Annotated in this window: 23 protein-coding genes and 1 pseudogene; 18 read left to right on the top strand and 6 right to left on the bottom strand. The window is 72.2% G+C overall.

The features are described 5' to 3' along the window. The first annotated feature begins 194 nt into the window (after positions 1-194). Positions 195-2204: a threonine--tRNA ligase gene (gene thrS, locus OG559_RS00725; protein ID WP_405111025.1), complete on the top strand. Its 2010-nt coding sequence runs from the start codon at positions 195-197 to the stop codon at positions 2202-2204. Positions 2205-2281: 77 nt separating this feature from the next. Here the strand turns inward: thrS and OG559_RS00720 are convergent, their stop codons facing one another. After that, entirely contained in the window at positions 2282-3019 is a 738-nt protein-coding gene (locus OG559_RS00720; RefSeq protein ID WP_405111022.1) for a D-Ala-D-Ala carboxypeptidase family metallohydrolase, read from the bottom strand. Between the two features lie 221 nt (positions 3020-3240). Here OG559_RS00720 and OG559_RS00715 point away from each other — a divergent pair, with 221 nt between their 5' ends. Further along, positions 3241-3753 (top strand): HIT family protein, encoded by a 513-nt coding sequence (locus OG559_RS00715; protein WP_405116295.1) that lies wholly within the window; start codon positions 3241-3243, stop codon positions 3751-3753. A 73-nt stretch (positions 3754-3826) separates the two neighbouring features. Next, the gene (locus tag OG559_RS00710) at positions 3827-4885 is read left to right on the top strand and encodes an aldo/keto reductase (RefSeq protein ID WP_405111019.1); all 1059 of its coding nucleotides are present in this window, start codon (positions 3827-3829) and stop codon (positions 4883-4885) included. Between the two features lie 250 nt (positions 4886-5135). Here OG559_RS00710 and OG559_RS00705 read toward each other — a convergent pair whose 3' ends face one another. After that, positions 5136-7298, bottom strand: coding sequence for an elongation factor G-like protein EF-G2 (locus OG559_RS00705; protein ID WP_405111016.1), 2163 nt, complete (start codon positions 7296-7298; stop codon positions 5136-5138). 253 nt (positions 7299-7551) lie between these two features. On the opposite strand from OG559_RS00705, the gene pgsA reads away from it, so the two are divergent. The 8 genes from pgsA to OG559_RS00665 all read left to right on the top strand — a co-directional run bounded on the left by pgsA (position 7552) and on the right by OG559_RS00665 (position 14267). Next, positions 7552-8184: a phosphatidylinositol phosphate synthase gene (gene pgsA, locus OG559_RS00700; RefSeq protein WP_405111013.1), complete on the top strand. Its 633-nt coding sequence runs from the start codon at positions 7552-7554 to the stop codon at positions 8182-8184. Beyond that, positions 8181-9131, top strand: a complete 951-nt coding sequence (locus OG559_RS00695) for a phosphatidylinositol mannoside acyltransferase (RefSeq protein WP_405111010.1) — start codon at positions 8181-8183, stop codon at positions 9129-9131. The genes pgsA and OG559_RS00695 overlap by 4 nt, the downstream gene beginning before the upstream one ends. Before the next feature lie 17 nt (positions 9132-9148). Next, positions 9149-10309, top strand: coding sequence for a glycosyltransferase family 4 protein (locus tag OG559_RS00690; RefSeq protein ID WP_396673910.1), 1161 nt, complete (start codon positions 9149-9151; stop codon positions 10307-10309). An 82-nt stretch (positions 10310-10391) separates the two neighbouring features. Continuing rightward, the gene (locus OG559_RS00685) at positions 10392-10892 is read left to right on the top strand and encodes a hypothetical protein (RefSeq protein WP_405111007.1); all 501 of its coding nucleotides are present in this window, start codon (positions 10392-10394) and stop codon (positions 10890-10892) included. A gap of 163 nt (positions 10893-11055) precedes the next feature. Next, on the top strand, positions 11056-11973 hold the full coding sequence (gene pdxS / locus OG559_RS00680) for a pyridoxal 5'-phosphate synthase lyase subunit PdxS (protein ID WP_387019040.1): 918 nt from the start codon (positions 11056-11058) through the stop codon (positions 11971-11973). Positions 11974-12045: 72 nt separating this feature from the next. Further along, a complete protein-coding gene (gene pdxT, locus OG559_RS00675; protein ID WP_405111003.1) occupies positions 12046-12648 on the top strand; it encodes a pyridoxal 5'-phosphate synthase glutaminase subunit PdxT in 603 nt (200 codons plus the stop codon). A gap of 242 nt (positions 12649-12890) precedes the next feature. After that, on the top strand, positions 12891-13640 hold the full coding sequence (locus tag OG559_RS00670; RefSeq protein WP_405111000.1) for a YebC/PmpR family DNA-binding transcriptional regulator: 750 nt from the start codon (positions 12891-12893) through the stop codon (positions 13638-13640). A 3-nt stretch (positions 13641-13643) separates the two neighbouring features. Beyond that, entirely contained in the window at positions 13644-14267 is a 624-nt protein-coding gene (locus tag OG559_RS00665) for a DUF402 domain-containing protein (RefSeq protein WP_405110997.1), read from the top strand. A 116-nt stretch (positions 14268-14383) separates the two neighbouring features. Here the strand turns inward: OG559_RS00665 and OG559_RS00660 are convergent, their stop codons facing one another. Both OG559_RS00660 and OG559_RS00655 read right to left on the bottom strand, forming a co-directional pair. Continuing rightward, entirely contained in the window at positions 14384-15331 is a 948-nt protein-coding gene (locus tag OG559_RS00660) for a permease prefix domain 1-containing protein (protein WP_405110994.1), read from the bottom strand. Further along, on the bottom strand, positions 15328-15669 hold the full coding sequence (locus OG559_RS00655) for a PadR family transcriptional regulator (RefSeq protein ID WP_405110992.1): 342 nt from the start codon (positions 15667-15669) through the stop codon (positions 15328-15330). Before OG559_RS00655 ends, OG559_RS00660 begins: the two co-directional genes overlap by 4 nt. A gap of 197 nt (positions 15670-15866) precedes the next feature. Between OG559_RS00655 and dnaE the strand changes: the two genes are divergently transcribed. Both dnaE and OG559_RS00645 read left to right on the top strand, forming a co-directional pair. Continuing rightward, entirely contained in the window at positions 15867-19400 is a 3534-nt protein-coding gene (gene dnaE / locus OG559_RS00650; protein ID WP_405110989.1) for a DNA polymerase III subunit alpha, read from the top strand. Between the two features lie 93 nt (positions 19401-19493). Next, the gene (locus OG559_RS00645; protein ID WP_405110986.1) at positions 19494-20531 is read left to right on the top strand and encodes an aminotransferase class V-fold PLP-dependent enzyme; all 1038 of its coding nucleotides are present in this window, start codon (positions 19494-19496) and stop codon (positions 20529-20531) included. A 29-nt stretch (positions 20532-20560) separates the two neighbouring features. Here OG559_RS00645 and OG559_RS00640 read toward each other — a convergent pair whose 3' ends face one another. Beyond that, entirely contained in the window at positions 20561-21421 is an 861-nt protein-coding gene (locus OG559_RS00640; protein WP_405110983.1) for an SPFH domain-containing protein, read from the bottom strand. 217 nt (positions 21422-21638) lie between these two features. Beyond that, on the bottom strand, positions 21639-22235 hold the full coding sequence (locus OG559_RS00635) for a hypothetical protein (RefSeq protein WP_405110980.1): 597 nt from the start codon (positions 22233-22235) through the stop codon (positions 21639-21641). A gap of 552 nt (positions 22236-22787) precedes the next feature. On the opposite strand from OG559_RS00635, the gene OG559_RS00630 reads away from it, so the two are divergent. From OG559_RS00630 to OG559_RS00610, 5 genes and pseudogenes are all read left to right on the top strand, one after another. Then, a complete protein-coding gene (locus OG559_RS00630; RefSeq protein WP_405110977.1) occupies positions 22788-24359 on the top strand; it encodes an MFS transporter in 1572 nt (523 codons plus the stop codon). Positions 24360-24370: 11 nt separating this feature from the next. Then, positions 24371-24979, top strand: a complete 609-nt coding sequence (locus OG559_RS00625) for a TetR/AcrR family transcriptional regulator (RefSeq protein WP_405110974.1) — start codon at positions 24371-24373, stop codon at positions 24977-24979. Positions 24980-25205: 226 nt separating this feature from the next. Next, positions 25206-25733 (top strand): crossover junction endodeoxyribonuclease RuvC, encoded by a 528-nt coding sequence (gene ruvC / locus OG559_RS00620; protein ID WP_161691387.1) that lies wholly within the window; start codon positions 25206-25208, stop codon positions 25731-25733. Continuing rightward, positions 25730-26332, top strand: coding sequence for a Holliday junction branch migration protein RuvA (gene ruvA, locus OG559_RS00615; RefSeq protein WP_405110970.1), 603 nt, complete (start codon positions 25730-25732; stop codon positions 26330-26332). The genes ruvC and ruvA overlap by 4 nt, the downstream gene beginning before the upstream one ends. Beyond that, positions 26329-26551 (top strand): annotated as a pseudogene (locus tag OG559_RS00610) (Holliday junction branch migration DNA helicase RuvB); the annotation flags it as partial. The gene ruvA and the pseudogene OG559_RS00610, both read left to right, overlap by 4 nt. Positions 26552-26554 lie beyond the last annotated feature (3 nt).

Here is a 26554-nt window from a genome sequence, read left to right as displayed (position 1 = left end):
CCGCCCACACCTCGTGTCCGGGCCGCCGCGGTGGCCGCCACCGCCCCTACCGGCCCCGCCGTCGGCCCGGGGCGGAAGGCGTCGGGAAGGAGCGCCGCCTTCACCGAATGCGACAAGAAGGGCCCCCTTGCTGCCCGCTAGCATCAGCGGGGGCGGTCGCTCGGCCGCGTTCGTCGTCAGCTGAAGGAGTCACCGTGTCCGCACCCCGTACCCCCGTCGTGGCCGACCCCGTCGTCGTCGCCGCCGGGACGACGGCGGCCGACGCGGTGGCCGCGGCCGGCCTGCCGGTCAGCGGCCCCAAGGCGGTCGTCGTGGTCCGCGACCCGCAGGGCCAGCTCCGCGACCTGGACTGGGCGCCGGCCGGGGACGTCGCCGTCGAGCCGGTCGGCCTCGACACCCCGGACGGGCTGAACGTGCTGCGCCACTCGACCGCGCACGTGCTCGCCCAGGCCGTGCAGGACGTGTTCCCGGAGGCGAAGCTCGGCATCGGCCCGCCGATCGAGAACGGCTTCTACTACGACTTCGCCGTGGACAAGCCGTTCCAGCCCGACGACCTGGCCAAGCTCGAGAAGCGGATGCAGGAGATCGTCAAGTCCGGTCAGCGGTTCCGGCGGCGGCGGTTCGACAGCCTGGACGAGGCGAAGGCCGAGCTGGCCGCCGAGCCGTTCAAGCTGGAGCTGATCGACGTCAAGGGCGAGGGGCTGGACTCGTCCGAGGTGATGGAGGTGGGCGGCGGCGAGCTGACCATCTACGACAACCTCGCGGCCAAGGAGGACAAGGTCTGCTGGTCGGACCTGTGCCGGGGCCCGCACCTGCCGAACACCCGGCTGATCGGGGCGTTCAAGCTGATGCGCTCGGCCGCCGCGTACTGGCGGGGGAGCGAGAAGAACCCGCAGCTCCAGCGGGTGTACGGCACCGCGTGGCCGACCCGGGACGAGCTCAAGGCGTACCTGAAGCTGTTGGAGGAGGCCGCCCGGCGTGACCACCGCAAGCTCGGCGCGGACCTGGACCTGTTCAGCTTCCCCGACGAGATCGGCTCCGGCCTGGCGGTCTTCCACCCCAAGGGCGGCATCATCCGCCGGGAGATGGAGAACTACTCGCGCCGCCGGCACGAGGACGCGGGGTACGAGTTCGTCAACACCCCGCACATCACCAAGGCGCAGCTCTTCGAGACCTCCGGCCACCTGCCCTACTACGCCGACACCATGTTCCCGCCCATCCAGTTCGAGGGCGTGGACTACATGCTCAAGGCGATGAACTGCCCGATGCACAACCTGATCTTCAGGTCGCGCGGGCGGTCCTACCGGGAGCTGCCGCTGCGGCTGTTCGAGTTCGGCACGGTGTACCGGTACGAGAAGTCCGGCGTGGTGCACGGCCTGACCCGGGTGCGCGGGCTGACCCAGGACGACTCGCACATCTACTGCACCCGGGAGCAGATGCCCGGCGAGCTCTCCGCCCTGCTCACCTTCGTGCTGGACCTGCTGCGCGACTACGGCCTGGACGACTTCTACCTGGAGCTCTCCACCCGGGACGACTCGCCGAAGTTCATCGGCGACGACGCCGACTGGGCGGAGGCGACCGAGGCGCTGCGCAGCACCGCCGAGGCATCCGGGCTGGAGCTGGTGCCCGACCCGGGCGGCGCGGCCTTCTACGGCCCGAAGATCTCGGTGCAGGCCCGGGACGCGATCGGTCGGACCTGGCAGATGTCGACGATCCAGCTCGATCTCAACCAGCCGGCCCGGTTCGGGCTGGAGTACCAGGCCGCCGACGGCAGCCGCAAGCAGCCGGTCATGATCCACCGGGCGCTCTTCGGCTCGATCGAGCGGTTCTTCGGGGTGCTCACCGAGCACTACGCGGGGGCGTTCCCGGCCTGGCTGGCCCCGGTGCAGGTGGTGGGCATCCCGATCCGCGAGGACCACACCGACTACCTGCACGGGTTCGTCGCGGCGCTGCGCGCCGAGGGCATCCGGGCCCAGGTGGACGCGGGCGACGACCGGATGCAGAAGAAGATCCGCACCGCCCAGCAGCAGAAGATCCCGTTCATGGTGATCGCCGGCGACGACGACGTGGCCGCCGGGACCGTGTCGTTCCGGTACCGGGACGGCTCGCAGCGCAACGGGGTGCCGATCGCCGACGCGGTGACCCACGTGCTCGAGGTGGTCACCTCCCGCAGCAACACCGGTCCCTCCGCAGCCGAGGGCTGACCGGCCCGGCGCACGACACGGCGGGGCGTCCCTGAGCCGGGACGTCCCGCCGTGCCGTCTACGTGCGGGGATCAGGTTCAGATGCCGCAGCTCGACGCCGACCAGCCCCCGACGGCCCCGACGTGCGTGTGGGTGCTGTGGCCCGGGTAGCCGGGGCCGAGGATGTTCCCGAAACCGTGGTAGCGGGCCTGCTGGGCCATCCGGCAGAACGACGGGGAACCGACCAGGTCCACCCCGTCGCCGTACATGTGCCGGCTGTTGGACGCCCCGCCGACCGCGTTGTTGCAGGCGACGCTGCGGAAGCCGCTGCTGATTTGGATGGACACGTCCCCGAGGGCGTGCCGCATGGCCTGGAGCTTCCACATCGAGACGAGCGCGTTGAACTTGGCGGTGCTCGCCGCGACCGCCCCGCCGGCCCAGGTGCTGTTGCACCGGTTCAGCTCGGCGTAGGTGAAGTTGATCGGCGTGCAGTCGTCGTCCTGGAGGGCGTACAGCTTGGCGAAGGTCAGCGGGCCGGCGGCGCCGTCGGCCGACAGGCCGTACGCCTGCTGGAAGCGGATCAGCGCCGCGCGTGTCGCCGGGCCGAACACGCCGTCGAGGCCGATCTGCGAGTTGTAGCCGGGGTAGCCGGCGATCCGGATCTGGAGCTGGCGGACGTCCTCGCCGGTCGAGCCCTGGACGAGCGTCCGGCCCCAGTTGTAGCAGCCGTCGGCCTGGGCGGCACCGGTGGTCACGGTCAGGCCCACCAGGGTGGTGGCGGCGGCGAGCGCGCAGGCGGCAAGAACTCTGCCGATCCGGCGGAATGCGGTCTTCACAGGGTGACTCCCATCGACGAATATAAGTTTCTATCGGAATGGAAGTTTCATTCACCATCATCTCTTCGTCAAGAACTTTCACACCCCTATTCGTCCCGGTGAGGCCCCATGGCACCCCCAGGAAGCCCCGAGCGGATCCCGTACTCCGGCACTGGGACGGCACCGGGCGGGAACGTAGGATCGGTGGCGTGACAGGGGAGGAACGGCACAGGGACGGCGGCATGGCCGACGGGTTGGAGCGGCTCTGGACTCCGCACCGGATGGCCTACGTCTCCGGTGGGGACCGGCCCGAGGGTGGGTACGAGAAGCCCGCCGGCTGCCCGTTCTGCCGGGCGCCGGGGCTGCCGCCGGGGGAGAGTCTGGTGGTGGCCCGGGGCGAGCACGTGTTCGCGGTGCTCAACCTCTACCCCTACAACCCGGGGCACCTGCTGGTCTGCCCCTACCGGCACGTGGCCGACTACACCGACCTGGCCCTGCCGGAGACCGCCGAGCTGGCGGCGTTCACCCAGACCGCGATGCGGGTGGTGCGCGCGGTCAGCAACGCGCACGGGTTCAACCTGGGCATGAACCAGGGCGGGGTGGCCGGTGCCGGGATCGCCGCGCACCTGCACCAGCACGTGGTGCCCCGCTGGGGCGGCGACGCCAACTTCATGCCGGTGATCGGGCGGACCAAGGTCCTGCCACAGTTGCTCACCGACACCCGCGAGCTGTTTACCCGCGCCTGGCCGAGCTGACCCTACGTAGTCGGCCGCCTTCTTTCGGCCAACCCGCTGCCCTCGACCGGGCCCGGGGTGGCACGATCTGGCGATGGCAGTGACGACACGGACATTGGGTCGCAGCGGCATCGAGGTCAGCGCCCTCGGCATGGGGTGCTGGGCGATCGGTGGCCCCTGGGCCGAGGGCGTCCAGCCGCTGGGCTGGGGCGCGGTCGACGACGACGAGTCCGTCCGCGCGGTGCGCCGCGCGCTCGATCTCGGGGTCACCCTCTTCGACACCGCCGACACGTACGGGGCCGGGCACGGCGAGCGGGTCCTCGGCCGGGCCCTCGCCGGCCGGCGCGACGAGGCCGTGATCGCCACCAAGTGGGGCTACACGTTCGACGAGGACGCCCGCCAGGCCACCGGGGAGGACCCCTCGCCGGAGTACCTGCGCCGGGCGGTCACCGACTCCCTGCGCCGGCTGGACACCGACCGCATCGACCTCTACCAGCTGCACCTGGGCGACCTGCCGGTGCCGAGGGCCGAGGCGCTGCTCGGCGTCTGCGAGGACCTCGTCGCCGACGGCCTGGTCCGGGCGTACGGGTGGAGCACCGACCGGGTCGACCGGGCCACCCGGTTCGGGCAGGGCGCCCGGCACGCCACCGCCGTGCAACACACCCTGTCGGTGCTACGTGACGCCCCCGAGTTGCTCGCCGTCTGCGACAAGTACGACCTGGCCAGCATCAACCGCAGTCCGCTGGGGATGGGCCTGCTCACCGGCAAGTACGGCGCCGGCTCCACGCTGCCCCGCGACGACGTGCGGGGGGCCACGGCGAACTGGCTGGAGTGGTTCCGCAGCGGCCGACCCGCCCCGGAGTGGCTGCGCCGGGTCGGCGCGGTCCGGGCGGCGCTCACCGCCGACGGGCGCACCCTGGCCCAGGGCGCGCTGGGCTGGATCTGGGCGCGCAGCGACCGAGCGGTCCCGATCCCTGGCTGCCGCACCGCCGCCCAGGTCGAGGAGAACGCCGCCGCACTGGCCCTCGGCCCGCTCGCCCCCGACCACTTCGCCGAGGTGGAACGCCAACTGGCGGCCCTCCGCGCAGCCGCCCTCCGCTCCGCCGACCGCCCCCGCTGGCCCATGCCCCCCACCCCCTCCGCCCGCCCCTGACCCCCCGCCTCTCCCGCCCTCGCACCCCCGCACCCCACCCATCCCCGTCGATCTTGCAGTTGTGGCCCTCGGAACGAGGCTTTTGCGCCATTTGCCGGGGCCGCAACTGCAAGATCGCGGGTGCGGGGTGCGGGGTGCGGGGTGCGGGGTGCGGGGTGCGGGGTGCGGGGTGCGGGGGTGCGGGGGTGCGGGGGTGCGGGGGTGCGGGGGTGCGGGGGTGCGGGGGTCAGGGGGTGCGGGGGTGCGGGGGTCAGGGGGTGGGGGGGTGTTCGTTGCGGGTCTGGTCGGACAGGTGGGTGGGCATCGGGTCGTGGCGGGTGAAGTGGCGGCGGAAGGTGCCGGTGCCGGAGGTCAGGGCGCGCAGCTCGATCGCGTACCGGAGCAGCTCGACGGCCGGGACCTCGGCCCGGACCACGGTGCGGCCGTCGGCGTCCGGGTCCGGCTCGGTGCCGAGCACCCGGCCGCGCCGGCCGGAGAGGTCGCCCAGCACCGCCCCGACGGTGTGGTCCGGCACCCGGACGGCCACCTCGTCCACCGGCTCCAGCAGGGTCGGCTGGCCCTTCTCGGCGGCGTGGCGCAGCGCCAGCGCCCCGGCGGTCTGGAACGCCGCGTCGGAGGAGTCGACGCTGTGCGCCTTGCCGTCGACGAGGGTCACCCGCAGGTCCACCACCGGGTGCCCGGCGACCAGGCCGCGCTCCAGCTGGGCCCGCACGCCCTTCTCCACCGACGGGACGTAGTGGTGCGGCACCGCCCCGCCGACCACCCGGTCGACGAACTCGAAGCCGGCCCCCCGGGGCAGCGGCTCCACCTCGATGTCGCAGACGGCGTACTGGCCATGGCCGCCGGACTGCTTGACGTGCCGGCCGTGCCCGGTGGCCGGGGCGGCGAGGGTCTCCCGCAGCGCCACCCGGACCGGCTCGGTGTCCAGCTCGACGCCGCCACCGCGCAGCCGGTCGAGCACCACGTCGGCGTGCGCCTCGCCCATGCACCACAGGACGAGCTGGTGGGTCTCCGGGTTGCGTTCCAGCCGCAGCGTCGGGTCTCCGGCGACCAGCCGGGCCAGGTTGCGGGACAGGGTGTCCTCGTCGGCCCGGCTGCGCGCGGCGACCGCCACCGGCAGCAGCGGCTCGGGCATCTCCCACGGGGCCACCAGCAGCGGGTCGTCCTTGGCGGAGAGCGTGTCGCCGGTCTCCGCGCTGCCCGACTTGGTGATCGCGCAGATGTCGCCGGCCACGCAGACCGGCACCTCGCGCAGGGTCGCCCCCAGCGGCGTGTGGAGGTGCCCGACCCGCTCGTCCGCGTCGTGGTCGGGGTGCCCCCGCTCGGCCAGGCCATGGCCGGCGACGTGCATCGTCCGGTCGGGGCGCAGGGTGCCGGAGAAGACCCGGACCAGGGAGACCCGGCCGACGTGCCGGTCCACCGTCGTGCGGACCACCTCGGCGACGAGCGGGCCGTCCGGGTCGCAGGTCAGCGGCGGCCGGGGGGAGCCGTCCACGCCGGTGACGGCGGGCAACTCGTGCTCCAGCGGCGACGGGAATGCTGATACGAGGCCGTCGAGCAGCACGTCCAGCCCGACGCCGGTCGCCGCGCAGACCGGCACCACCGGGTGGAAGTGCCCCCGGGCGACCGCCTTCTCCAGGTCGGCGACCAGCACCTGCGTGTCGATCTCCTCGCCGGCGAGGTAGCGGTCCATCAGGGACTCGTCCTCGCTCTCGGCGATGATCCCCTCGATCAGCTCGTTGCGGGACTCGGCGATCGCCGGCAGGTGCTCCGGGTCGGGCTCGCGCACCTGGGCCGGCAGCCCGGCGGTGTAGTCGAAGACCCGGCGGGTGACCAGGTTGAGCAGTCCGACGACGGACTCGCCGTCGTCGCCGAGCATCGTCAGGTGCAGGGGGACCACGTTGTCGCCGAAGACCCGCTGGCACAGCGCCACGGCCTCGTCGAAGTCCGCGCGGGGGTGGTCCAGCCGGGTCACCGCGACCGCCCGGGGCATGCCCACCGCGGCGCACTCCTCCCAGAGCGCGGCGGTGGCGGCGTCCATCCCGTCGACGGCGGAGACCACGAACAGCGCGGCGTCGGCGGCCCGCAGGCCGGCGCGCAGCTCGCCGACGAAGTCGGCGTACCCCGGGGTGTCCAACAGGTTGATCTTGACGCCGTCGTGCACCAGCGGGGCGCAGGCCAGGCTCACCGAGCGCTGTTGGCGCACGGCGGCCGGGTCGTGGTCGCAGACCGTGGTGCCGTCGGTGACCGTGCCGGCCCGCCCGATCGTGTCGGTCGCCGCGAGCAGCGCCTCGACCAGGGTCGTCTTGCCCGCCCCGGAGTGCCCGACGAGCACCACGTTGCGAATACTGGCGGGATCGGTCACCACCGGCACGCCGCCGGTGACCCCCTTGTCCTGATTCCTCTGCGCCATGGGGCGCACCTCCCTCAGCCGGTGGTTGGTGGCGACCGCCGCGCGCGACGGGGAAGCGGCCCGGTGCGGAAGCTCTGCGGCGCCATCCTCCGGTGATCTGCCGTGCGGCGGGTACGGGACGGTCGGTCGGGTGAGCTGGCTCACCCTCAGGCTCGATCTCACACCCCTCGGGGGGCCGGCACAAGACTTCCCCGGGCGGGTCGGTGACCGTGGCGTGTCCTCGCCGGGGGCCGGCCGTTATCGTGGGACCGCCATGGCGAAGATCTTCCAAGTGTCGGTCCGGGCGGGGATGACCCGCGTCGTTGAGCCGATCGCGCGCGGCCTGCTCCGCGCAGGCGTGTCCCCCAATGCTGTCACCGTCACCGGCACCCTCGGGGTGCTGGCCGGTGCGCTCGGCTTCGGCGCCCGCGGCCATCTGGTCGCCGGCGCCCTCATCGTGACGTTCTTCGCGCTGACCGACCTGCTCGACGGGACGATGGCCCGGATGAGCGGCGGCTCGACGAGATTCGGGGCGTTCCTCGACTCGAGCATGGACCGGGTCGCCGACAGCGCCGTCTTCGGCGCGGTCGCGTACTGGCTGGCCACCGAGGGCGACCACGCCGGGGTCGCCGCCGCGCTGCTCTGCCTGGCCGCCGGCGGCCTGGTCTCCTACGTCAAGGCCCGCGCCGAGGGGCTCGGGATGACCTGCAACGTGGGCATCGCCGAGCGGACCGAGCGGCTGCTCATCGTCGGCGTGGGCGGCCTGCTCACCGGCTTCGGCGTTCCGCACGCCCTGCAGATCGCGCTCTGGCTGCTGGCCGCCGTCTCGATCTTCACCGTGGGCCAGCGGATCGCCCACGTGTACCGGCAGGCCCGCGAGGCAGCCCCGGACGGGTCGCAGGGGTGAACCTGACCGAGCTCGGCTACGTCGCCGGCTGGCGTCTGGTCCGCGCGCTTCCCCGGCCCGTGGTGGCTGCGGCCTTCCGGGCGGGTGCCGACCGCGCCCACCGCTCCGGCGGCGGGGGTACGGCCCGACTGCGCGCCAACCTGCGCCGGGTGGTCGGCCCCGAGCTGCCCGAGGCGGAGCTGGACGACCTGCTCCGGCGCGGCCTGCGCTCCTACGCCCGGTACTGGATGGAGACGTTCCGGCTGCCGGCGCTGAGCCGGGAACAGCTCCTCGCCGGGTTCCGACTCGCCCCCGAGGGGGTCGACCGGCTCGCCGCCGACGTGGCCGCCGGCCGGGGCGCGGTGGTGGCGCTGCCGCACGCCGGCAACTGGGACGCCGCCGGGGCCTGGGTGGCGGCCACCGGCTGGCCGATCACCACGGTCGCCGAGCGGCTCAAGCCCGAGGGCATCTACCAGCGATTCCTTGCCTTCCGGCGGGGGCTGGGCATGGAGATCCTGCCCACCCACGGCGGCGAACGGCCCGCGTTCGACGTGCTGGTGGACCGGCTGCGCGCCGGCGCGGTGGTGCCGCTGCTGGCCGACCGGGACCTTTCCGCCCGGGGGATCGAGGTCGACTTCTTCGGCGCGCGGACCCGGCTGCCGGCCGGCCCGGCGCTGCTGGCATTGCGCACCGGGGCACCGCTCTACGTCGCCTCATTGTGGTACGAACCGGACGCGGCGTGTGCCTCGATCGAGGGTCCGCTGCCCGTGCCCGGCGAGGACAGCGGGCCGCTGGACCAGCGGGTCCGGGCGCTGACCCAGCGAATTGCCGACGGTCTGGCGGCGGGCATCGCCCGGCATCCGGAAGACTGGCACATGTTGCAACGGATGTGGCTGGATCAGCGCGGCACCGGCGACGGCGGGCCCCGACCCGTCTCCACGCCGCCGGCCGCCACCGGAACGGTCTGAGGCGGAGGGGCGCTCACATGCGGATCGGCATCGTGTGCCCGTACTCCTTCGACGTGCCCGGCGGGGTGCAGAACCACGTGATGGACCTGGCCGAGGCGCTGATCTGGCTCGGGCACGAGGTGAGCGTCCTCGCCCCCGCCGACGAGGACTCCCCGCTCCCGCCGTACGTGGTGTCGGCGGGCCGGGCCGTGCCGCTGCCGTACAACGGGTCGGTGGCCCGGATCGCGTTCGGCCCGGTCTCCACCACCCGGGTCCGGCGGTGGATCGCCCGGGGCGACTTCGACGTGCTGCACGTGCACGAGCCGCTGACTCTGAGCCTGTCGATGCTCGCCGTGCTGTCCGCGAAGGGGCCGGTGGTGGCCACCTTCCACACCGCGATGACCCGGTCCCGGGTGCTCGCCGCCGCGCAGGGCCTGCTGCAGATCGTGCTGGAGCGGATCACCGCCCGGATCGCGGTCAGCGCCCTGGCCCGCAAGGTGCAGGTCGAGCACATGGACGGCGGCGCGGTGGAGATCCCCAACGGGGTAACCGTGGCCAAGTTCAGCCACGCGACACCGCTGCCCGGCTGGCCGGGGGAGTGTGACCTGGCCGAGGGCGGCACGCTCGGCTTCCTCGGCCGGTTCACCGAGGCCCGCAAGGGCTTCCCGATCCTGTGCGACGCGTTCGTCGAGCTGGCCCGCTCCCGCCCGGGACTGCGGCTGCTGGTGGCGGGGCCGGGCGATCCGGACGACCTGTTCGACCAGTTCCCCGCCGAGCTGCGCGACCGGGTCACCTTCCTCGGCCTGGTCTCCGAGGAGGACAAGGCGCGCATGCTGCGCAGCGTCCACCTCTACGTGGCCCCGAACACCGGCGGGGAGTCGTTCGGGATGATCCTCACCGAGGCCCTCGCCGCCGGCACCACGGTGGTGGCCAGCGACCTGGACGCGTTCCGCCGGGTGCTCGACGGCGGCCGGGCCGGGCTGCTCTTCCCCACCGGGGACGCGGTGGCGCTGCGGGCGGCCCTGGCCGGGCTGCTGGACGACCCGGCGCGGCGGGCCGCGCTGACAGCGTGCGGGGACCAGGTGGTGGCGCACTTCGACTGGCCGGTCGTCGCCCGCCGGGTGCTGGAGGTGTACGCGGCGGCGATCGAGGCGACCGACGGGCGGGTGATCGACCAGGAGTGGGCGGGGCTGGGCTGACCGCCGTGACCGGAAGTGCCGGTGGGACGCAGGTGTCGGGGCGGGTCGCGCCCCGACCGGAGGCGAACGGAGCAGCACTACGATGCCGGGCATGTGGTGGTGGTTGGGCGGGATTCTCGTCGTGGGGCTGCTCGCGGCGTACCTGACCTGGACCGTCGGCCGGGTCGAGCGGCTGCGCCTGCGCGCGGAGTCGGCGACCCGGGCACTGGAGGCGCACCTGCTGCGCCGGGCGGCCGCCGCCGCGGTGCTGGCCGAGCGGCGCTACGGCGTGGAGCTGTACGCGGCGGCCCGGATCGCGTTGGACGCCGAGCCGGAGGAGCGGGAGGCCGCGGAGAACGACCTCACCCGGCAGCTGCGGGCGGTGCGGCTGGACCCGGCGGACCCGGACTGCGAGGCGGTGATCGCCGCGAGCCGGCGGCTCGCCCTGGCCCGTCAGGTGCACACCGACCTGGTCCGGGACGCCCGCGCGGCGCGGGGCCGGCGGCTGGTGCGGCTGTTGCGGATGGGCCGCCGACACCCGTGGCCGCGCTACTTCGACATCGACGACCCGACCCTCGCGCTGCCCGCCGACGTGCCCGCCTGAGCGGCGTCTGCCGCAGCCCGGGGCCCGTCGGCCAGCGGCCGGGCCGGGGTGATGACGGCCACAGAGCAGGCCACCCGGGGTCTGATTGGCTGTCGGACCGGCGTTGACCCCGTCGTAGCATTCAGCTGAGCCACCCCCCGAGCACGCCGAGGAGCGATAACCCGTGCCCGAAACCATCTCCCCGAACGCCAGCGCCACCCCCGTCGTCGGCACCGCCCGCGTCAAGCGCGGCATGGCCGAGATGCTCAAGGGCGGCGTGATCATGGACGTGGTCACCGCCGAGCAGGCCAAGATCGCCGAGGACGCCGGAGCTGTCGCGGTGATGGCCCTGGAGCGGGTGCCCGCCGACATCCGCGCCCAGGGCGGGGTGTCCCGGATGAGCGACCCCGACATGATCGACAGCATCATCAACGCCGTCTCGATCCCCGTGATGGCCAAGGCCCGGATCGGCCACTTCGTCGAGGCCCGGATCCTCCAGTCGCTCGGCGTGGACTACGTCGACGAGTCCGAGGTGCTCACCCCGGCCGACTACGCCAACCACATCGACAAGTGGGCGTTCACCGTCCCCTTCGTGTGCGGGGCGACCAACCTGGGCGAGGCGCTGCGCCGGATCACCGAGGGCGCGGCCATGATCCGCTCCAAGGGCGAGGCCGGCACGGGCGACGTCTCCAACGCCACCATGCACATGCGCAAGATCCGTCAGGAGATCGCCCGGCTCAGCTCGCTGCCGGCCGACGAGCTGTTCGTCGCGGCCAAGGAGCTCCAGGCCCCGTACGACCTGGTCAAGGAGGTCGCCGAGACCGGCAAGCTCCCGGTGGTGCTGTTCACCGCCGGTGGCATCGCCACCCCGGCCGACGCCGCGATGATGATGCAGCTCGGCGCCGAGGGCGTCTTCGTCGGCTCCGGCATCTTCAAGTCCGGTAACCCGGCCCAGCGGGCCGCCGCGATCGTGAAGGCCACCACCTTCCACGACGACCCGGACGTGCTGGCCAAGGTCTCCCGGGGCCTCGGCGAGGCGATGGTCGGCATCAGCGTCGACGAGATCCCGCAGCCGCACCGCCTGGCCGAGCGCGGCTGGTGACGTGAGAGGAGGCCCCTGCTCGCCGGCTCAGGCGGAGCAGGGGCCTCTTTCTGACCCCCGAGAGGAGTGAACGTGACGGCACCGGTCATCGGTGTGCTCGCCCTGCAGGGTGACGTCCGCGAGCACGTGGGCGCGCTGGCCGGGGTCGGGGCGGACGCCCGCCCGGTCCGCCGCCCGGGCGAGCTGGACGCGGTCGACGGGCTGGTCATCCCCGGGGGCGAGTCCACCACGATCAGCAAGCTCGTCGACATCTTCGAGATGCGGGAGCCGATCGACAAGCGGATCGCCGCCGGGATGCCGGTCTACGGCTCCTGCGCCGGCATGATCATGCTGGCCACGGAGGTGCTCGACGGCCGCCCCGACCAGCGCGGCTTCGCCGGGATCGAGATGACGGTGCGGCGCAACGCGTTCGGCCGGCAGGTCGACTCGTTCGAGGCGCCGGTGGAGATCGCCGGGGTCGGGGGCGAGCCGTTCCACGCGGTCTTCATCCGGGCACCCTGGGTCGAACGGGTCGGCCCGGACGTCGAGGTGCTGGGTCGGGTCATCGAGAGTCCCGTCGCGGACCGGATCGTCGCGGTCCGGCAGGGCAACCTGCTGGCCACCTCCTTCCACCCGGAGCTGACCGGCGACCTGCGCCTGCACCGCTACTTCGTGGACCTGGTCCGCGCCGCCTGAGCCACCGCCGAGGGGGCCCCTTCCGTGCCGGGAGAGGCCCCCTCGGCGTGCCGGCCGCCGGGCCCGCCGGTGCCGGGTGTGACACCGACCCGTCCCGCCTCGATAGGATTGCCGCGGTTCGGCAGGGCCCAGCGCCCGCCGCGGCCATCCACGCAGAGCCGACCGGCCCGTCCTACGCCGGTGGAGAAGTGGAGTTGGCGCGGGCAGTCGACGCCGGCGTGATCAACAGACGGAGGTAGCAGATGTCCGGCCACTCAAAGTGGGCGACCACCAAGCACAAGAAGGCCGTGATCGACGCCAAGCGCGGCAAGATGTTCGCCAAGCTGATCAAGAACGTCGAGGTCGCGGCCCGCATCGGCGGCGGCGACCCGGCCGGCAACCCCACCCTCTACGACGCCATCCAGAAGGCGAAGAAGAGCTCCGTACCCAACGACAACATCGACCGGGCGGTCAAGCGCGGCTCCGGCCTGGAGGCCGGCGGAGCCGACTGGCAGACGATCATGTACGAGGGGTACGGCCCGAACGGCGTGGCGATGCTCATCGAGTGCCTCACGGACAACCGCAACCGGGCCGCGACCGAGGTGCGCACCGCGTTGACCCGCAACGGCGGATCGCTCGCCGACGCCGGGTCGGTGTCCTACATGTTCTCCCGCAAGGGCGTGGTGATCGTGTCCAAGGCCGGCACCACCGAGGACGACGTGATGATGGCGGTCCTCGATGCCGGGGCGGAGGAGGTCAACGACCTCGGCGAGGCGTACGAGGTGGTCTCCGAGCCGACCGACCTGGTCGCCGTGCGCACCGCCCTGCAGGACGTCGGCATCGAGTACGAGTCGGCCGAGTCCTCCCTCATCCCCAGCATGAACGTGCCGCTGGACGAGGAGGGCGCTCGCAAGGTCTTCAAGCTGATCGACGTCCTGGAGGACTGCGACGACGTGCAGAACGTCTACGCGAACTTCGACATCTCCGACGAGGTGATGGCCGCGGTCGGCTGAGCCGTGGCGACCGGGCGGGAGCGGCGGTTCGCGCCGGGCGACGTGGTCGTCCGGCGCGAGATCCTGCGCGGCGAGGTCTGGTTCGCCGCCCCGACCGTCTGCGTGCGGGACTCGCCGGACCTGCTCGCCCTCTACCTGCCCACCGGGGCCGAGTTCGGCTTCCCCGAGCGCGGGAGCTTCCCCTGCGGGCGGCACCCCTGGCAGGTCGCCGGGCAGCGCGCGTGGCGCGGGCCCGGCAAGCTGATGCTGCACCGCCCCGGCGAGGCGCACTCCGTCGACGTGTTCTGGGCCGAACCGGGGCGGTCGTTCGCCGGCTGGTATTTCAACCTCCAGGACCCGCTGCGGCGCACCCCGATCGGGGTGGACACCCTCGACCACGAGCTGGACCTGTGGTGGGCGGCGGACGCCGACCGGTACGAGTTCAAGGACGTCGAGATGTTCGCCCAGCGCCTCGTCGAGGGGCGCTACCCGGGCATGGCGGCGGCCATCCGCGCGGAGGGCGACCGGATCGCGGCCCTGCTCGACGCGGGGGAGCGCTGGTGGGATCCGGCGTGGGCGCGGTGGCGTCCCGACCCGGCCTGGCCGGTGCCGACGCTGCCCGCCGGGTGGGACACCGTCCCCTGCTGACCCCGGCCGCGCGGCCCCCGGCCCACCGCTACGGTCCCCCGCTCTGATTCGGCCCGGCGGCCCGGCGGCCCGGCACGCCCGGTGAAGACGTGCCGGGCCGGGTCGGCGGGGGACGGTCAGCCCGCGCGCCGGGCCTTGACGCCGGAGTCGATCAGGTCCCAGACCAGTACCACCACCGTCGTGATGATCGCGATGACGGTGATCGACTGCCGGTTGCCCTCGTCCTGGAGCCAGGCGAAGCGCTCGACCAGGTCCGGGTTGAGCAGCCGGTCGTCCGCCAGCAGCCAGACCACGGGCACCGAGAACGCCAGGTCCAGCGTGGCCTTCACCGCGACCAGCGGCCAGGTCCAGCGCCCGACGCGGTACTTGACCAGCTCGAACACCACGCCGGCCAGCAGCACGGCCATCAGCACCGGCAGCCACGACCGCCACAGCGCCGGGTCGAGCAGCGGGATGCGCTCGCCGTCGATCTGCCGCGCCCACGACAAGAAGTGCTGCCAGGGCAGGAAGGCCGCGGTGAACAGCAACAGGGCGACGGACGCGGCGATGTCGGCCAGGGTCATGTCCTGCTTCGCCGGCACCTCGGGTAGTTGGTCGACCGTCCACGCCGGCAGCTTCAGCGACGGGTCGGCGCGCTCGATGATCGCGAAGGTCAGGGTCACCCAGAACGTGATCTGGATCGCGACCTCGAAGGCGGTGCCGAACCCGGAGGCGATCGCGGGGACCGGGTCCTCCCCGGTGGCTGCCTGGACCACCCCGACCGTCGTGCCCACCAGCGCCGGGATGAAGGTGAGCAGCAGCCGCAGCAGTCGCTGCCAGTGCAGGTAGTAGGTGGGGCCGATGAGCTGCAACCTGCGGTCGGCGTACCGGGCGGCGAGCCGGTCGGGGTTGCCGAGCTCGTTGAGCACCTCGCGTTCGGCGGTGGCGGCGTCCCGCCCGGCGTCCGTCCGACCCTCGATCATGTCCTCGATCGAGCCGCGCAGCTCGGTGGCGATCTCCTCCCGCCGGGGGGCGGGCACCGCGCGCAGGGTGGCGGCGAGATAGCGGTCGGTCAGCGAACTCATCGGTCCACTCCTTCGATCAGGCCCGTGAGGGATTTCTGCACGGCGGAGAGGTCGGTCAGCAGCAGGCGCAGCACCGTCTCGCCGTCGTCACTGGTCTGGTAGAACTTCCGCGGCCGGCGCTCCTCGGTGTTCCACTCGCTGGTCAGCAGCCCCTGCTCCTCCAGCCGGCGCAGCAGGGGGTAGAGCGTGTTGGCGTCCACGGGGAAGCCGTGGTCGGCGAGCCGCTGGAGCAGGGCGTAGCCGTAGCCCGGCTGGCGCAGCGCGACCAGGCTCGCCACCACCACCGTCCCCCGGCGCAGCTCCTGTAGATGGGTCCGCAGGATGTCGTCGCTCACCATGCCTCACACCATACTGTATGCCACACACTATTGTCGCCTGGCACATCGTTGTTCCCGGACGGGTATGTCTGGAGCGGCCGGTGGAGACGCGGGCCACCGCCCCCGGCGCGGACGGTGGAGCCGGCGAGATCACCTCGGTAGGGTGGGTGCCGGTCGGCTCCGACCATCAAGATCCACATCGCCGGGGGGCGTCACGCATGGCTGATTCGTTCGCGCATCTGCACGTGCACACCGAGTACTCGATGCTCGACGGTGCGGCCCGGCTCAAGGACCTGTTCGCCGAGGCCAGCCGGCTGGGCATGTCGGCGGTCGCGATGACCGACCACGGCAACATGCACGGCGCGAACGACTTCTACAAGCAGGCGATGGCCGCCGGGATCACCCCGATCCTGGGCGTCGAGGCGTACGTCGCGCCGGAGTCGCGGTACCACAAGGCGCGGGTGAAGTGGGGCCGGCCGGAGCAGAAGAGCGACGACATCTCCGGCAACGGCGCGATCACCCACAAGACGATGTGGGCGGCCAACAAGACGGGCCTGCACAACCTGTTCACGCTCAACTCGCGCGCCTCCATGGAGGGTCACTACGTCAAGTGGCCCCGGATGGACATGGAACTGATCTCCGAGCACGCCGAGGGGATCATGGCCACCACCGGCTGCCCCTCCGGCGCGGTGCAGACCCGGCTGCGGCTCGGCCAGTTCGACGAGGCACTCAAGGTCGCCTCCGCGTACCAGGACATCTTCGGCAAGGAGAACTACTTCCTGGAGCTGATGGACCACGGGCTGAGCATCGAGCAGCGGGTCCGTGAAGGGCTCACCGAGATCGGGAAGAAGCTCGGCATCCCGCCGGTGGTCACCAACGACTCGCACTACACCCACGAGGCCCAGGCCGAGGCGCACGACGTCCTGCTCTGCGTGCAGACCGGCAGCAACATCGCCGACCCGAACCGGTTCCGCTTCGAGGGCGGCGGCTACTTCATCAAGTCCGCCGACCAGATGCGCGCGGTGGACTCCTCCGAGCTGTGGCTGGAGGGCTGCCGCAACACGCTGCTGGTCGCCGAGAAGGTCGACCCGACCGGGATGTTCGAGTTCCACAACCTGATGCCGCGCTTCCCCGTCCCGGAGGGGGAGACCGAGGAGTCCTGGTTCCGCAAGGAGACCTTCGCCGGGCTGGCCCGCCGCTACCCCGGTGGTATCCCCGAGGGCCACGTCGTCCAGGCCGAGTACGAGCTGGGCGTCATCAACCAGATGGGCTTCCCGTCGTACTTCCTCGTGGTGGCCGACTTCATCCAGTGGGCGAAGAACCAGGGCATCGCGGTGGGCCCGGGCCGTGGCTCGGCCGCCGGCTCCCTCGTCGCGTACGCGCTGGGCATCACCGACCTGGACCCGATCCTGCACGGGCTGATCTTCGAGCGGTTCCTCAACCCCGAGCGCGTCTCGATGCCGGACGTCGACATCGACTTCGACGAGCGCCGGCGCGGCGAGGTGATCAAGTACGTCACCGACAAGTGGGGCGAGGACAAGGTCGCCCAGATCGCCACCTTCGGCACGATCAAGGCGAAGGCCGCGATCAAGGACTCGGCCCGGGTGCTCGGCTTCCCGTACGCGGTCGGCGACCGGATCACCAAGGCGATGCCCCCGGCGGTGATGGGCAAGGACATCCCGCTCACCGGCATCTTCGACCCGAAGCACCCCCGCTACGCCGAGGCCGGGGAGATCCGCGGCCTGTACGAGTCGGACCCGGACGTGCGCAAGGTGATCGACACCGCGAAGGGCATCGAGGGGCTGATCCGGCAGACCGGCGTGCACGCCGCCGGCGTGATCATGTCCGCCGAGCCGATCATCGAGCACATCCCGCTGACGCGCCGGGACGCCGACGGGGCCATCATCACCCAGTTCGACTACCCGACGTGCGAGTCGCTCGGGCTGTTGAAGATGGACTTCCTCGGCCTGCGCAACCTGACGATCATCGACGACGCGGTCAAGAACATCCAGCTCAACCACGGCAAGGAACTCGACCTGCTGGGCCTGGACCTGGACGACAAGCCCGCGTACGAGCTGCTGGCCCGGGGCGACACCCTCGGCGTGTTCCAGCTCGACGGCGGGCCGATGCGCTCGCTGCTGCGGCTGATGAAGCCGGACAACTTCGAGGACATCTCCGCCGTCCTGGCGCTCTACCGGCCCGGCCCGATGGGCGTCGACTCGCACACCAACTACGCGCTGCGCAAGAACGGCCTCCAGGAGATCACCCCGATCCACCCGCAGCTGGAGGAGCCGCTGCGGGAGATCCTCGCCCCCACCCACGGCCTGATCGTCTATCAGGAGCAGGTGCAGCGCGCCGCGCAGATCCTGGCCGGCTACACCCTCGGCCAGGCCGACCTGTTGCGCCGGGCGATGGGCAAGAAGAAGAAGGAGATCCTCGACAAGGAGTTCGGCCCGTTCCGGGACGGCTGCCGCGAACGCGGTTACTCCGACGAGGCCATCCAGGCCGTGTGGGACGTGCTGGTCCCGTTCGCCGGGTACGCCTTCAACAAGGCCCACTCCGCCGCGTACGGCCTGGTCTCCTACTGGACGGCGTACCTGAAGGCGCACTACCCGGCCGAGTACATGGCCGGGCTGCTCACCTCCGTCGGCGACGACAAGGACAAGATGGCGCTCTATCTGGCGGAGTGCCGGCGGATGGGCATCCAGGTCCTGCCGCCCGACGTGAACACCTCCGCCGGGCCGTTCACCCCCGTCGGCAAGGACATCAGGTTCGGCCTCGCCGCCATCCGCAACGTCGGCGCGAACGTCGTCGCCTCGATCATGCGCTGCCGCCAGGAGAAAGGCGAGTACGCCGACTTCTACGACTTCCTGTCCAAGGTCGACGCGGTGGTCTGCAACAAGAAGACCATCGAATCGCTGATCAAGGCCGGCGCGTTCGACGTGATGGGCCACCCCCGCCGGGGCCTGCTCGCCGTGCACGCCGACGCCATCGACGCGTACGCCGACGTCAAGCGCAAGGAGGCCGTCGGCCAGTACGACCTGTTCGGCGCCGGATTCGGCGACGCGGAGGCCACCGGCAGCACCACGGTCATGCCGACCATCGGCGACAGCGAGTGGGACAAGCGGGACAAGCTGGCCTTCGAGCGGGAGATGCTCGGCCTGTACGTCTCCGACCACCCGCTGTTCGGCCTGGAGCACGTGCTCAACGCCGCGGCCGACTGCACCATCGCCTCACTGTCCGAGGAGGGCACCGTTCCCGACGGCGCGGTGGTCACCCTCGCCGGCATCCTCTCCGGCGTGCAGCGCCGGGTCACCAAGCAGGGCCGGGCCTGGGCCTCGGCCACCCTCGAGGACCTCGCCGGCGGCGTCGAGACGCTGTTCTTCCCGAACACGTACGAGGTGATCGGCCAGTACATCGCCGAGGACGCCATCGTGGTGGTCAAGGGGCGGGTGGACCGCCGCGACGACACCCCGCGCATGATGGCGATGGACATGCAGCTTCCGGACGTCAGCAGCACCCCGGGCAGCAAACCGGTCACCCTCACCATCCCGGTGCACCGGTGCACGCCGCCGCTGGTGAAGCAGCTCAAGGAGACCCTGGTGCTGCACCCCGGCGACACCGAGGTGCACGTCAAGCTGCTCAACGGCGGCAAGACCACCACGCTGCGGCTCGGCCCGTTCCGGGTCGCCGCCACCACGGCGCTGATGGGCGACCTGAAGAGCGTCCTCGGCCCCGCCAACGTCACCTGACCCCGCCAGCCGGGGCCGCACCCAGGGGTGCCGGGGCCGCGAGCGCGGGATTGGCCATCCCGGTACGCGGCGCGGGTGACTAGCGTCGGCAGGGTGGAGATCGCACAGGTGCAGACGTTGTGGCAGCCGCAGCCGGGTTGGCTGAACACCGCGAGTTACGGGCTGCCGCCCGAGCCGGCGTGGGACGCGGTGCAGGAGGCGCTGGCCGACTGGCGGGCGGGGCGTACCTCGTGGGAGGGCTGGGGGCAGGCCACCGAGCGGTCCCGGGCCGCCTTCGCCGGTCTGGTCGGGGTGCCGGTCGCCGACGTCGCGGTCGGCAGCACGGTCTCCCAACTGCTGGCCCCGGTCGCCGCCGCCCTGCCGGCCGGCGCGACCGTCGTGGTGCCGGAGGTCGAGTTCACCTCCAACCTCTTCCCGTGGCTGGTGCAGGCCGAGCGTGGTGTCCGGGTGCGCACCGTGCCGCTGGCGGGGCTGGTCGACGCGATCGACGCCGACACCGACCTGGTCGCGTTCAGCCTGGTGCAGTCGGCCGACGGCGCGGTCGCCCCGTACGACGAGATCGTCGCGGCGGCCCGGGCGCACGGCGCGCTCGTCGCCGTCGACGCCACCCAGGCGTGCGGCTGGCTGCCGTTCGACGCGGGCCTCGCCGACGTGGTCGTGGTCGGGGCGTACAAGTGGCTGATGGCTCCGCGCGGCTCGGCGTTCGCCTACCTCGCGCCCGCGCTGCGCGAGCGGCTACGCCCCGACGCCGCCAACTGGTACGCGGGGGCCGACCCGCACGCTTCCTACTACGGCCCGCCGCTGCGCCTGGCCGACGACGCCCGCCGGTTTGACATCTCGCCGGCCTGGTTCAGCTGGGTCGGCACGGCCCCCGCCCTGGAACTGGTCGCGGAGATCGGCGTGCCGGCCGTGCACGCGCACGACGTCTCGCTGGCCAACCGGTTCCTCGCCGGGCTGGGCCGGCCGGCGGGGGACAGCGCGATCGTCACCGTGGAGGTGCCCGGCGCGGCGGAGCGGCTGGAGCGGGCCGGCGTCCAGGCGGCGGTCCGCGCCAGCCGGGTCCGGGCGTCCTTCCACGTCTACTCGACCGAGGACGACGTCGACCTCGCGCTGGACGCGCTCACCGGCTGAACCGGGGCGGGGTCAGCGCCGGTCGGCCGTCACTTGGCGCCGGTGATGATCCCGGGGTTGATGCAGAGGCCGGGGTTGCTGCCGTTGCGCTCGGCGATCTCCAGGCACCGCGACACCTTGTCGACCTTCGCGTTCGTCTCGGTGATCTGCTTCTGGATGGCGGCGTTCTTCCGGTCCTGCTCCAGGTTGCGGGTCTGGGCGAGCTTGTCCTGGAATGCCTTGATGTTGCCCTCGGTCTTGTCGTCGTGGTTGACCCGGGTGATCGTGACCGACAGGATGTCGACGTCGCTGGAGAGCCGCGTCTCCGCGCTGGCCTTGATGCTCTCGGCGAAGGGCTTCAGGTCCACGTTCAGGCTGCCGGTGTTCGAGTCGATCTTCTCCAGCGGGTTGTACGTGGCGAAGGCGTCGTTGACGGCGCTGTCGAGCTGGACGCCCACCCGCTGGCCCCGGAAGCTGTCGAAGTCGCCCTTGTAGTCCATGAACTGCTTCGGCGCGTTCTCCGGCTTGACCTGCCACTCGACGAGCACCTCGACGCAGGCGTCGGCGAGCGTGCCGGTGCGGACCCGGACGCAGTGGTCGCCGCCGATGTGGTCGTACTTCTGCCGACCCGCGTCCCACTCGCCGACCTTCTGCCAGGGGGCGACCCACTTCAGGCCGGAGCCGGTGACCTTGCCCGTCGGCTTGCCGAAGCTGGTGACGATCCCGACCGAGCGGATCGGCACGGAGTGGGCGCTGGAGCCGACGACGAACACCACCGCGCCGACGAGGCAGCCGAGTGCCGCCAGGGTGGCGGACCGCTTCGTCGACCTGCTCGGAGCCGCGAGCGCGAGCAGGCCGGAGATAGCCAGGGCGATGACAAAGATGATCGCAACAGTGAAGCCGAAGGGCATTCGTTCGGCTCCTTTCGAGGGGAGTGGGCCATCACCCTAGAGGCATCTGTCAAGGCGGAGCGCAGGCGGGTCCGAGCTGTTCGGGCTGGCACTCCGCCCCGGGTATGCCAACGGCCGGCACCCGTGTCGGGGCGCCGGCCGCTGGTGTGGATGTGCCGCTGGCCGGCACCGAGTCGTCGGTGCCGGCCAGCGATCCCCTTGTGGTGGAAAGTCTGGGTCAGCTGTTCCAGTGCTCGGCGACGAGGTCGGCGGCCTGCTGTTCCCACTGGGCGTAGTGGTCGGGGTACGCGGACACCTGCACGGTCTGGGCGGCCTTGGTCAGGGGCATGTCCTGCCATCCGTCGACCTGTTTGAGGCCCTTGAGGAACGCGAGGGTGGAGTACTCGGGGTCGGTGATCTGTTCCACCGTGCCCCAGCCGGAGGTGGGGCGCTGTTGGAACAGGCCCTGCGAGTCGTGGTCGTTGCGGTCGCCGAGGTGGCCCAGGTTCTCCAGCTTCGACTCCTGCAGCGCCGTGCCGATGGAGATGACGGCGGCTCGCTCGTCCATGTCGGCCTTCTTCGTGGCGGCGATGATCGCCTTGACGTTGGCGGTCTGCTCGGCGTCGAGGTCGATGCGGGACTGGTCGCCCTGCACGCCGTGCGGGATCAGTTTGGCCTTGTCGACAACCGGCTTTTCGGCCTGCACGGCGACGACGGCGGTGGGGGTGGTTTCGGTGGTGGGGGTGGCGTGGGCGGTGGCGGGGCCGGCGAACACGCCGCCGGCGAAGGCGAGACCGGCGATTCCGAGAACGCTCTTACGCATGATCGTGTTCATGGGGGTGTCTCCAATCGGGGGTCGACACACACGCCGCCCCGGGGGAGGGGCGGGGGTGTGAGCACCACGTCGAGGCGCCCAACAGATCAAGGGGGGAAGTCACCGGCTCACCGCACCGGGGGGTGCTGGTGGCGGCGGGACCATGTGTAACGACCGGCGGCCGGCCCGCATTCCCCGACGGGGTCACGGGGGTTCGGGTGGCTCGGCAGCGGCGTGCGCTACTCGATCGTCTGCCATGTGTAACGACCCCGTCCCGCCCGATGTTCCGCCGACCGGATGCCCCCGGCCACACCCCCAAACCCCCTCAAACACCCCACCTCACCCACCCCCGCGCCACCTTTGGCGCGGTGATCAAGAGGTTGCGTCGGGTTCGGGGCGCAAACCCGATGCAAACCTTTTGATCACCGCGCGAGGGCAGTGGGGTGGGGTGTGAGGTGGGGCACATCTGATACGGGTCGGTTCCGTATCGAAAAGGGTTGGCCTAGGCTCATTCGCGTTACGAGTATGACCAGTCTCGTAATTGCCGCGGGTGGACCTGGGGGAGAGCCGGCCATGCAGCTTCACGAGAACACCGGACACCCGAGGAGGTGGGCGATCCTCGGGGTGCTGGTGATCAGCCTCCTCGTCGTCGTCCTCGACAACACCATCCTCAACGTCGCCCTGCGTACCCTTGCCGACCCGGTGCGCGGTCTCGGCGCCACCCAGGGCGAGCTGGAATGGTCCATCAACTCCTACACCCTGGTCTTCGCCGGTCTGTTGTTCACCTTCGGCGTGCTCGGCGACCGCGCCGGGCGCAGGCGGTTCCTGGTGGCCGGTCTGGTGTTCTTCGGCCTCGCCTCGCTGCTGTCCGCGTACGCGCAGAGCCCGGCCCAGCTGATCGCGGCCCGCGCGCTGATGGGTCTGGGCGGCGCGGCGATCATGCCGGTGACCCTGTCGATCATCTCCAACGTCTTCGACCCCAGGGAACGCGGCCGGGCGATCGGCATCTGGGCCGGCGCGGTCGGCCTGGCCGTGGCGATCGGACCGATCCTCGGCGGCGCGCTGCTGGAGCACTTCTGGTGGGGCTCGGTCTTCCTGATCAACGTGCCGGTCGTCGTGCTCGGCGTGGTCCTGGTCGCCCTGTTGGTCCCCGAGTCGCGCGACCCCGATCCCGGCCGGGTCGACGTCCCCGGCGTGCTGCTGTCGGTGGTGGGCCTGGTCGCGCTGTCCTACGGCATCATCGACGGCGGCGAGCACGGCTTCGACCGGCCGCTGGTCTGGGCGTCGATCGTCGGCGGGCTGGCCGTGTTGGCCTGGTTCGTGGTGCTGGAGCTGCGCAGCGACCACCCGTCGCTGGACGTCCGGCTGTTCCGGGTGCCGCAGTTCGCCGCGCCGGTGGCGATGGTCGGGCTGATCTTCTTCGCCGCCATGGGGGTGATGTTCTTCAGCTCGTTCTATCTGCAGCTGGTCCGCGGCTACAGCCCGCTGGAGACCGGCCTGCTCTTCCTGCCCTTCGCCGCGGCGCAGCTCATCTTCGCCCCGCGCAGCGCGGCGATGGTCCGCAGGTACGGGGGCAGGGCGGTCGCGGTCGTCGGCCTGGCGCTGACCGTGGTGTCGCTGGGGGCGTTCGTGTTCATCGACGCGGGCACGCCAATCTGGGCGGTCCTGGTGTGCTTCTTCCTCCAGGGCGCGGGGATGGCGAACGTCATGCCGCCGGCCACCGAGTCGATCATGTCGGCGCTGCCGAGGCAGAAGGCGGGGGTCGGCTCGGCGGTCAGCAACACGGTTCGGCAGGTGGCCGGCGCACTCGGGGTGGCCGTGCTCGGCTCGGTCCTGTCCGCGCTGTACCGCCAGGACGTCGCCCCGGCCCTGCGGGACCTGCCCGCGGCGGCGCACGAGGCGGCCGCTGAGTCGATCTCCGGGGCGTACGCCGCGGCCGGCCAGCTCGGCCCGGCCGGGCCGGCGCTGGTCACGTCGGCCAACCACGCCTTCGTCTCGGCGATGCACTGGGCGGCGGCCCTCTCGGCGGCGGTCGCCGCGCTCGGCATCGTGGTCGCGTTGCGCTGGATGCCCGGCCGGGACCAGGGGCAGCCGCCGGCCGCGACGCCGGTGGCCGGGAAATCGGAGTTGGCCGGAGCCGCATAAATATGGGAAGAATGTCGGACATGACTTCTGCCGCCGACGCTCCGCGACCGCCCGGCCGACCGCGGAGCGTCCGCGCGGACGAGGCGATCGTGGAGGCCGTTCTCGACCTGCTCGCCGAGGGCAGCACGATCGAGGCGCTGTCCATCGAGGCCATCGCCGCCCGGGCGGGGGTGGGCAAAGCCACCATCTACCGGCGCTGGTCGGGCAAGGACGCGCTGATGCTCGACGCGCTGCGCCGCCTCAAGGGCGTCCTCCCTCAGCCGACCGGGCACTCCGTCCGGGAGGACCTGGTGCTGCTGGTCGGCGCGATCGGGCACAACGTCGACCCCCGGGCCGCGAAGATCATGCCCTGCCTCGTGCCGGAGGTGAACCGCAGCCCGGACCACTTCCGGGTCTACCAGAACATCATCGAGCCCCGCCGGCAGCTCATGCGCGAGGTGCTCCGCTGGGGGGTACGCAGCGGTGAGCTGCGTGCCGACCTCGACATCGAGGTGGTGATGGCCCTGCTCACCGGGCCGATGCTGATACAGCGGATGCTGCGCTGGAACCCCGAGCTGGACGACGACTCCCTGCCCGGCCGGATCGTCGACGGCGTCCTGGACGGCATCCGGGCCCGCTGACCCCTCCGGGGCGGGCCGCCCACGGAACTCCGGGCCGCGACGGCCCCGGGAATCCGCCGGGCACACTCGCCACCGCAACCGGTTGGTGGACGACCCGCCGGCCCTCGTCGCCGCCGGGGCCCCGCGCGCTGCGGCCGGCTGCCGGCGTGTCCCCGGCGGAGGGTGTCCGGGGCGACCAGTAGGGTGTCGAACACACGTACTGCTGGCGGCTGGGGGAGGAGGCGGCGTGCGCGTGCTCGGCGTCGACCCGGGGCTGACCCGGTGCGGGGTGGGCGTGGTCGAGGGCGTGCCGGGCCGGCCCTGCACCCTGATCGCCTACCACGTCGTGCGCACCGACCCCGACGACGACCTGCCGCTGCGCCTGCTGCACCTGGACCGCTCGCTCGCCGACCTGGTCGCCGAGCACCAGCCGGACGCCGTCGCCGTGGAGCGGGTGTTCAGCCAGCACAACGTCCGCACCGTGATGGGCACCGCCCAGGCCAGCGGGATCGCCGTGCTGGCCGGCGCGCGGGCCGGGCTGCCCGTGCGCACCTACACCCCGAGCGAGGTCAAGGCCGCCGTCACCGGCTCCGGCACGGCCGACAAGGCGCAGATCACGGCCATGGTCACCCGGCTGTTGCGGCTGGCCGAGCCACCGAAGCCGGCCGACGCGGCCGACGCCCTCGCGCTGGCCATCTGCCACGTCTGGCGCGGCGGCACCCGCTCGAAGCTGGCCGAGGCGGCCGACCGGGCACGACGAGGAGGAGCACGATGATCGCCAGTGTGCGCGGCACGGTGACCGCGACGGGCCCCGATCACGCCGTGGTCGAGGTCGGCGGGGTGGGCCTGGCGGTGTACTGCGCCCCCGGCACGCTCGCCGACCTGCGGGTCGGCCAGCCCGCCCGGCTGGCCACCAGCCTGGTGGTCCGGGAGGACTCACTCACCCTCTACGGCTTCGCCGACGACGACGCCAAGCAGCTGTTCGAGCTGCTCCAGACCGCCAGCGGGGTGGGCCCCCGGTTGGCCCAGGCGGTGCTCGCCGTGCACACCCCGGACGCGGTGCGCAAGGCGGTCGCCAATGCCGACACGGCGGCGCTGACCCGGGTCCCGGGCATCGGCAAGAAGGGTGCCGAGCGCCTGGTGCTGGAGCTGCGCGACCGGATCGGCCCGGTGCCGGTGGGCACCGACGGCGCGGCCGGGGTGACCAGGGGCGCCTGGCCCGATCAGGTCCGCCAGGCCCTGGTCGGGCTCGGCTGGACGGCCGGCCAGGCCGACCAGGCGGTCGCCGCCGTGGCGGAGACCGTCGACGGGCCGCCCCCGCCCGTGCCGGTGCTGCTCAAGCAGGCCATCCGTCTCCTCGGCCGGACCCGATGACGGGCCCCGACGGCGGTGGTGACCTGGTCTCGGCGTACGCCACCGACGCCGAGCGGGACGCCGAGGCCAGCGTCCGGCCGAAGCGGCTGGAGGAGTTCATCGCCCAGCACCGGGTCCGCGACCAGCTCGACCTGCTGCTCCAGGGCGCGATGCGGCGCGGCTCCCCGCCCGACCACATCCTGCTGTCGGGCCCGCCCGGCCTGGGTAAGCCCGTCTCCGTCG

The sequence above is a fragment of the Micromonospora sp. NBC_01405 genome (assembly GCF_045040155.1).
GTDB lineage: Bacteria > Actinomycetota > Actinomycetes > Mycobacteriales > Micromonosporaceae > Micromonospora.
Note: the sequence above shows the minus strand (reverse complement) of the source record. Positions and strands in the feature narration are given on the sequence as shown.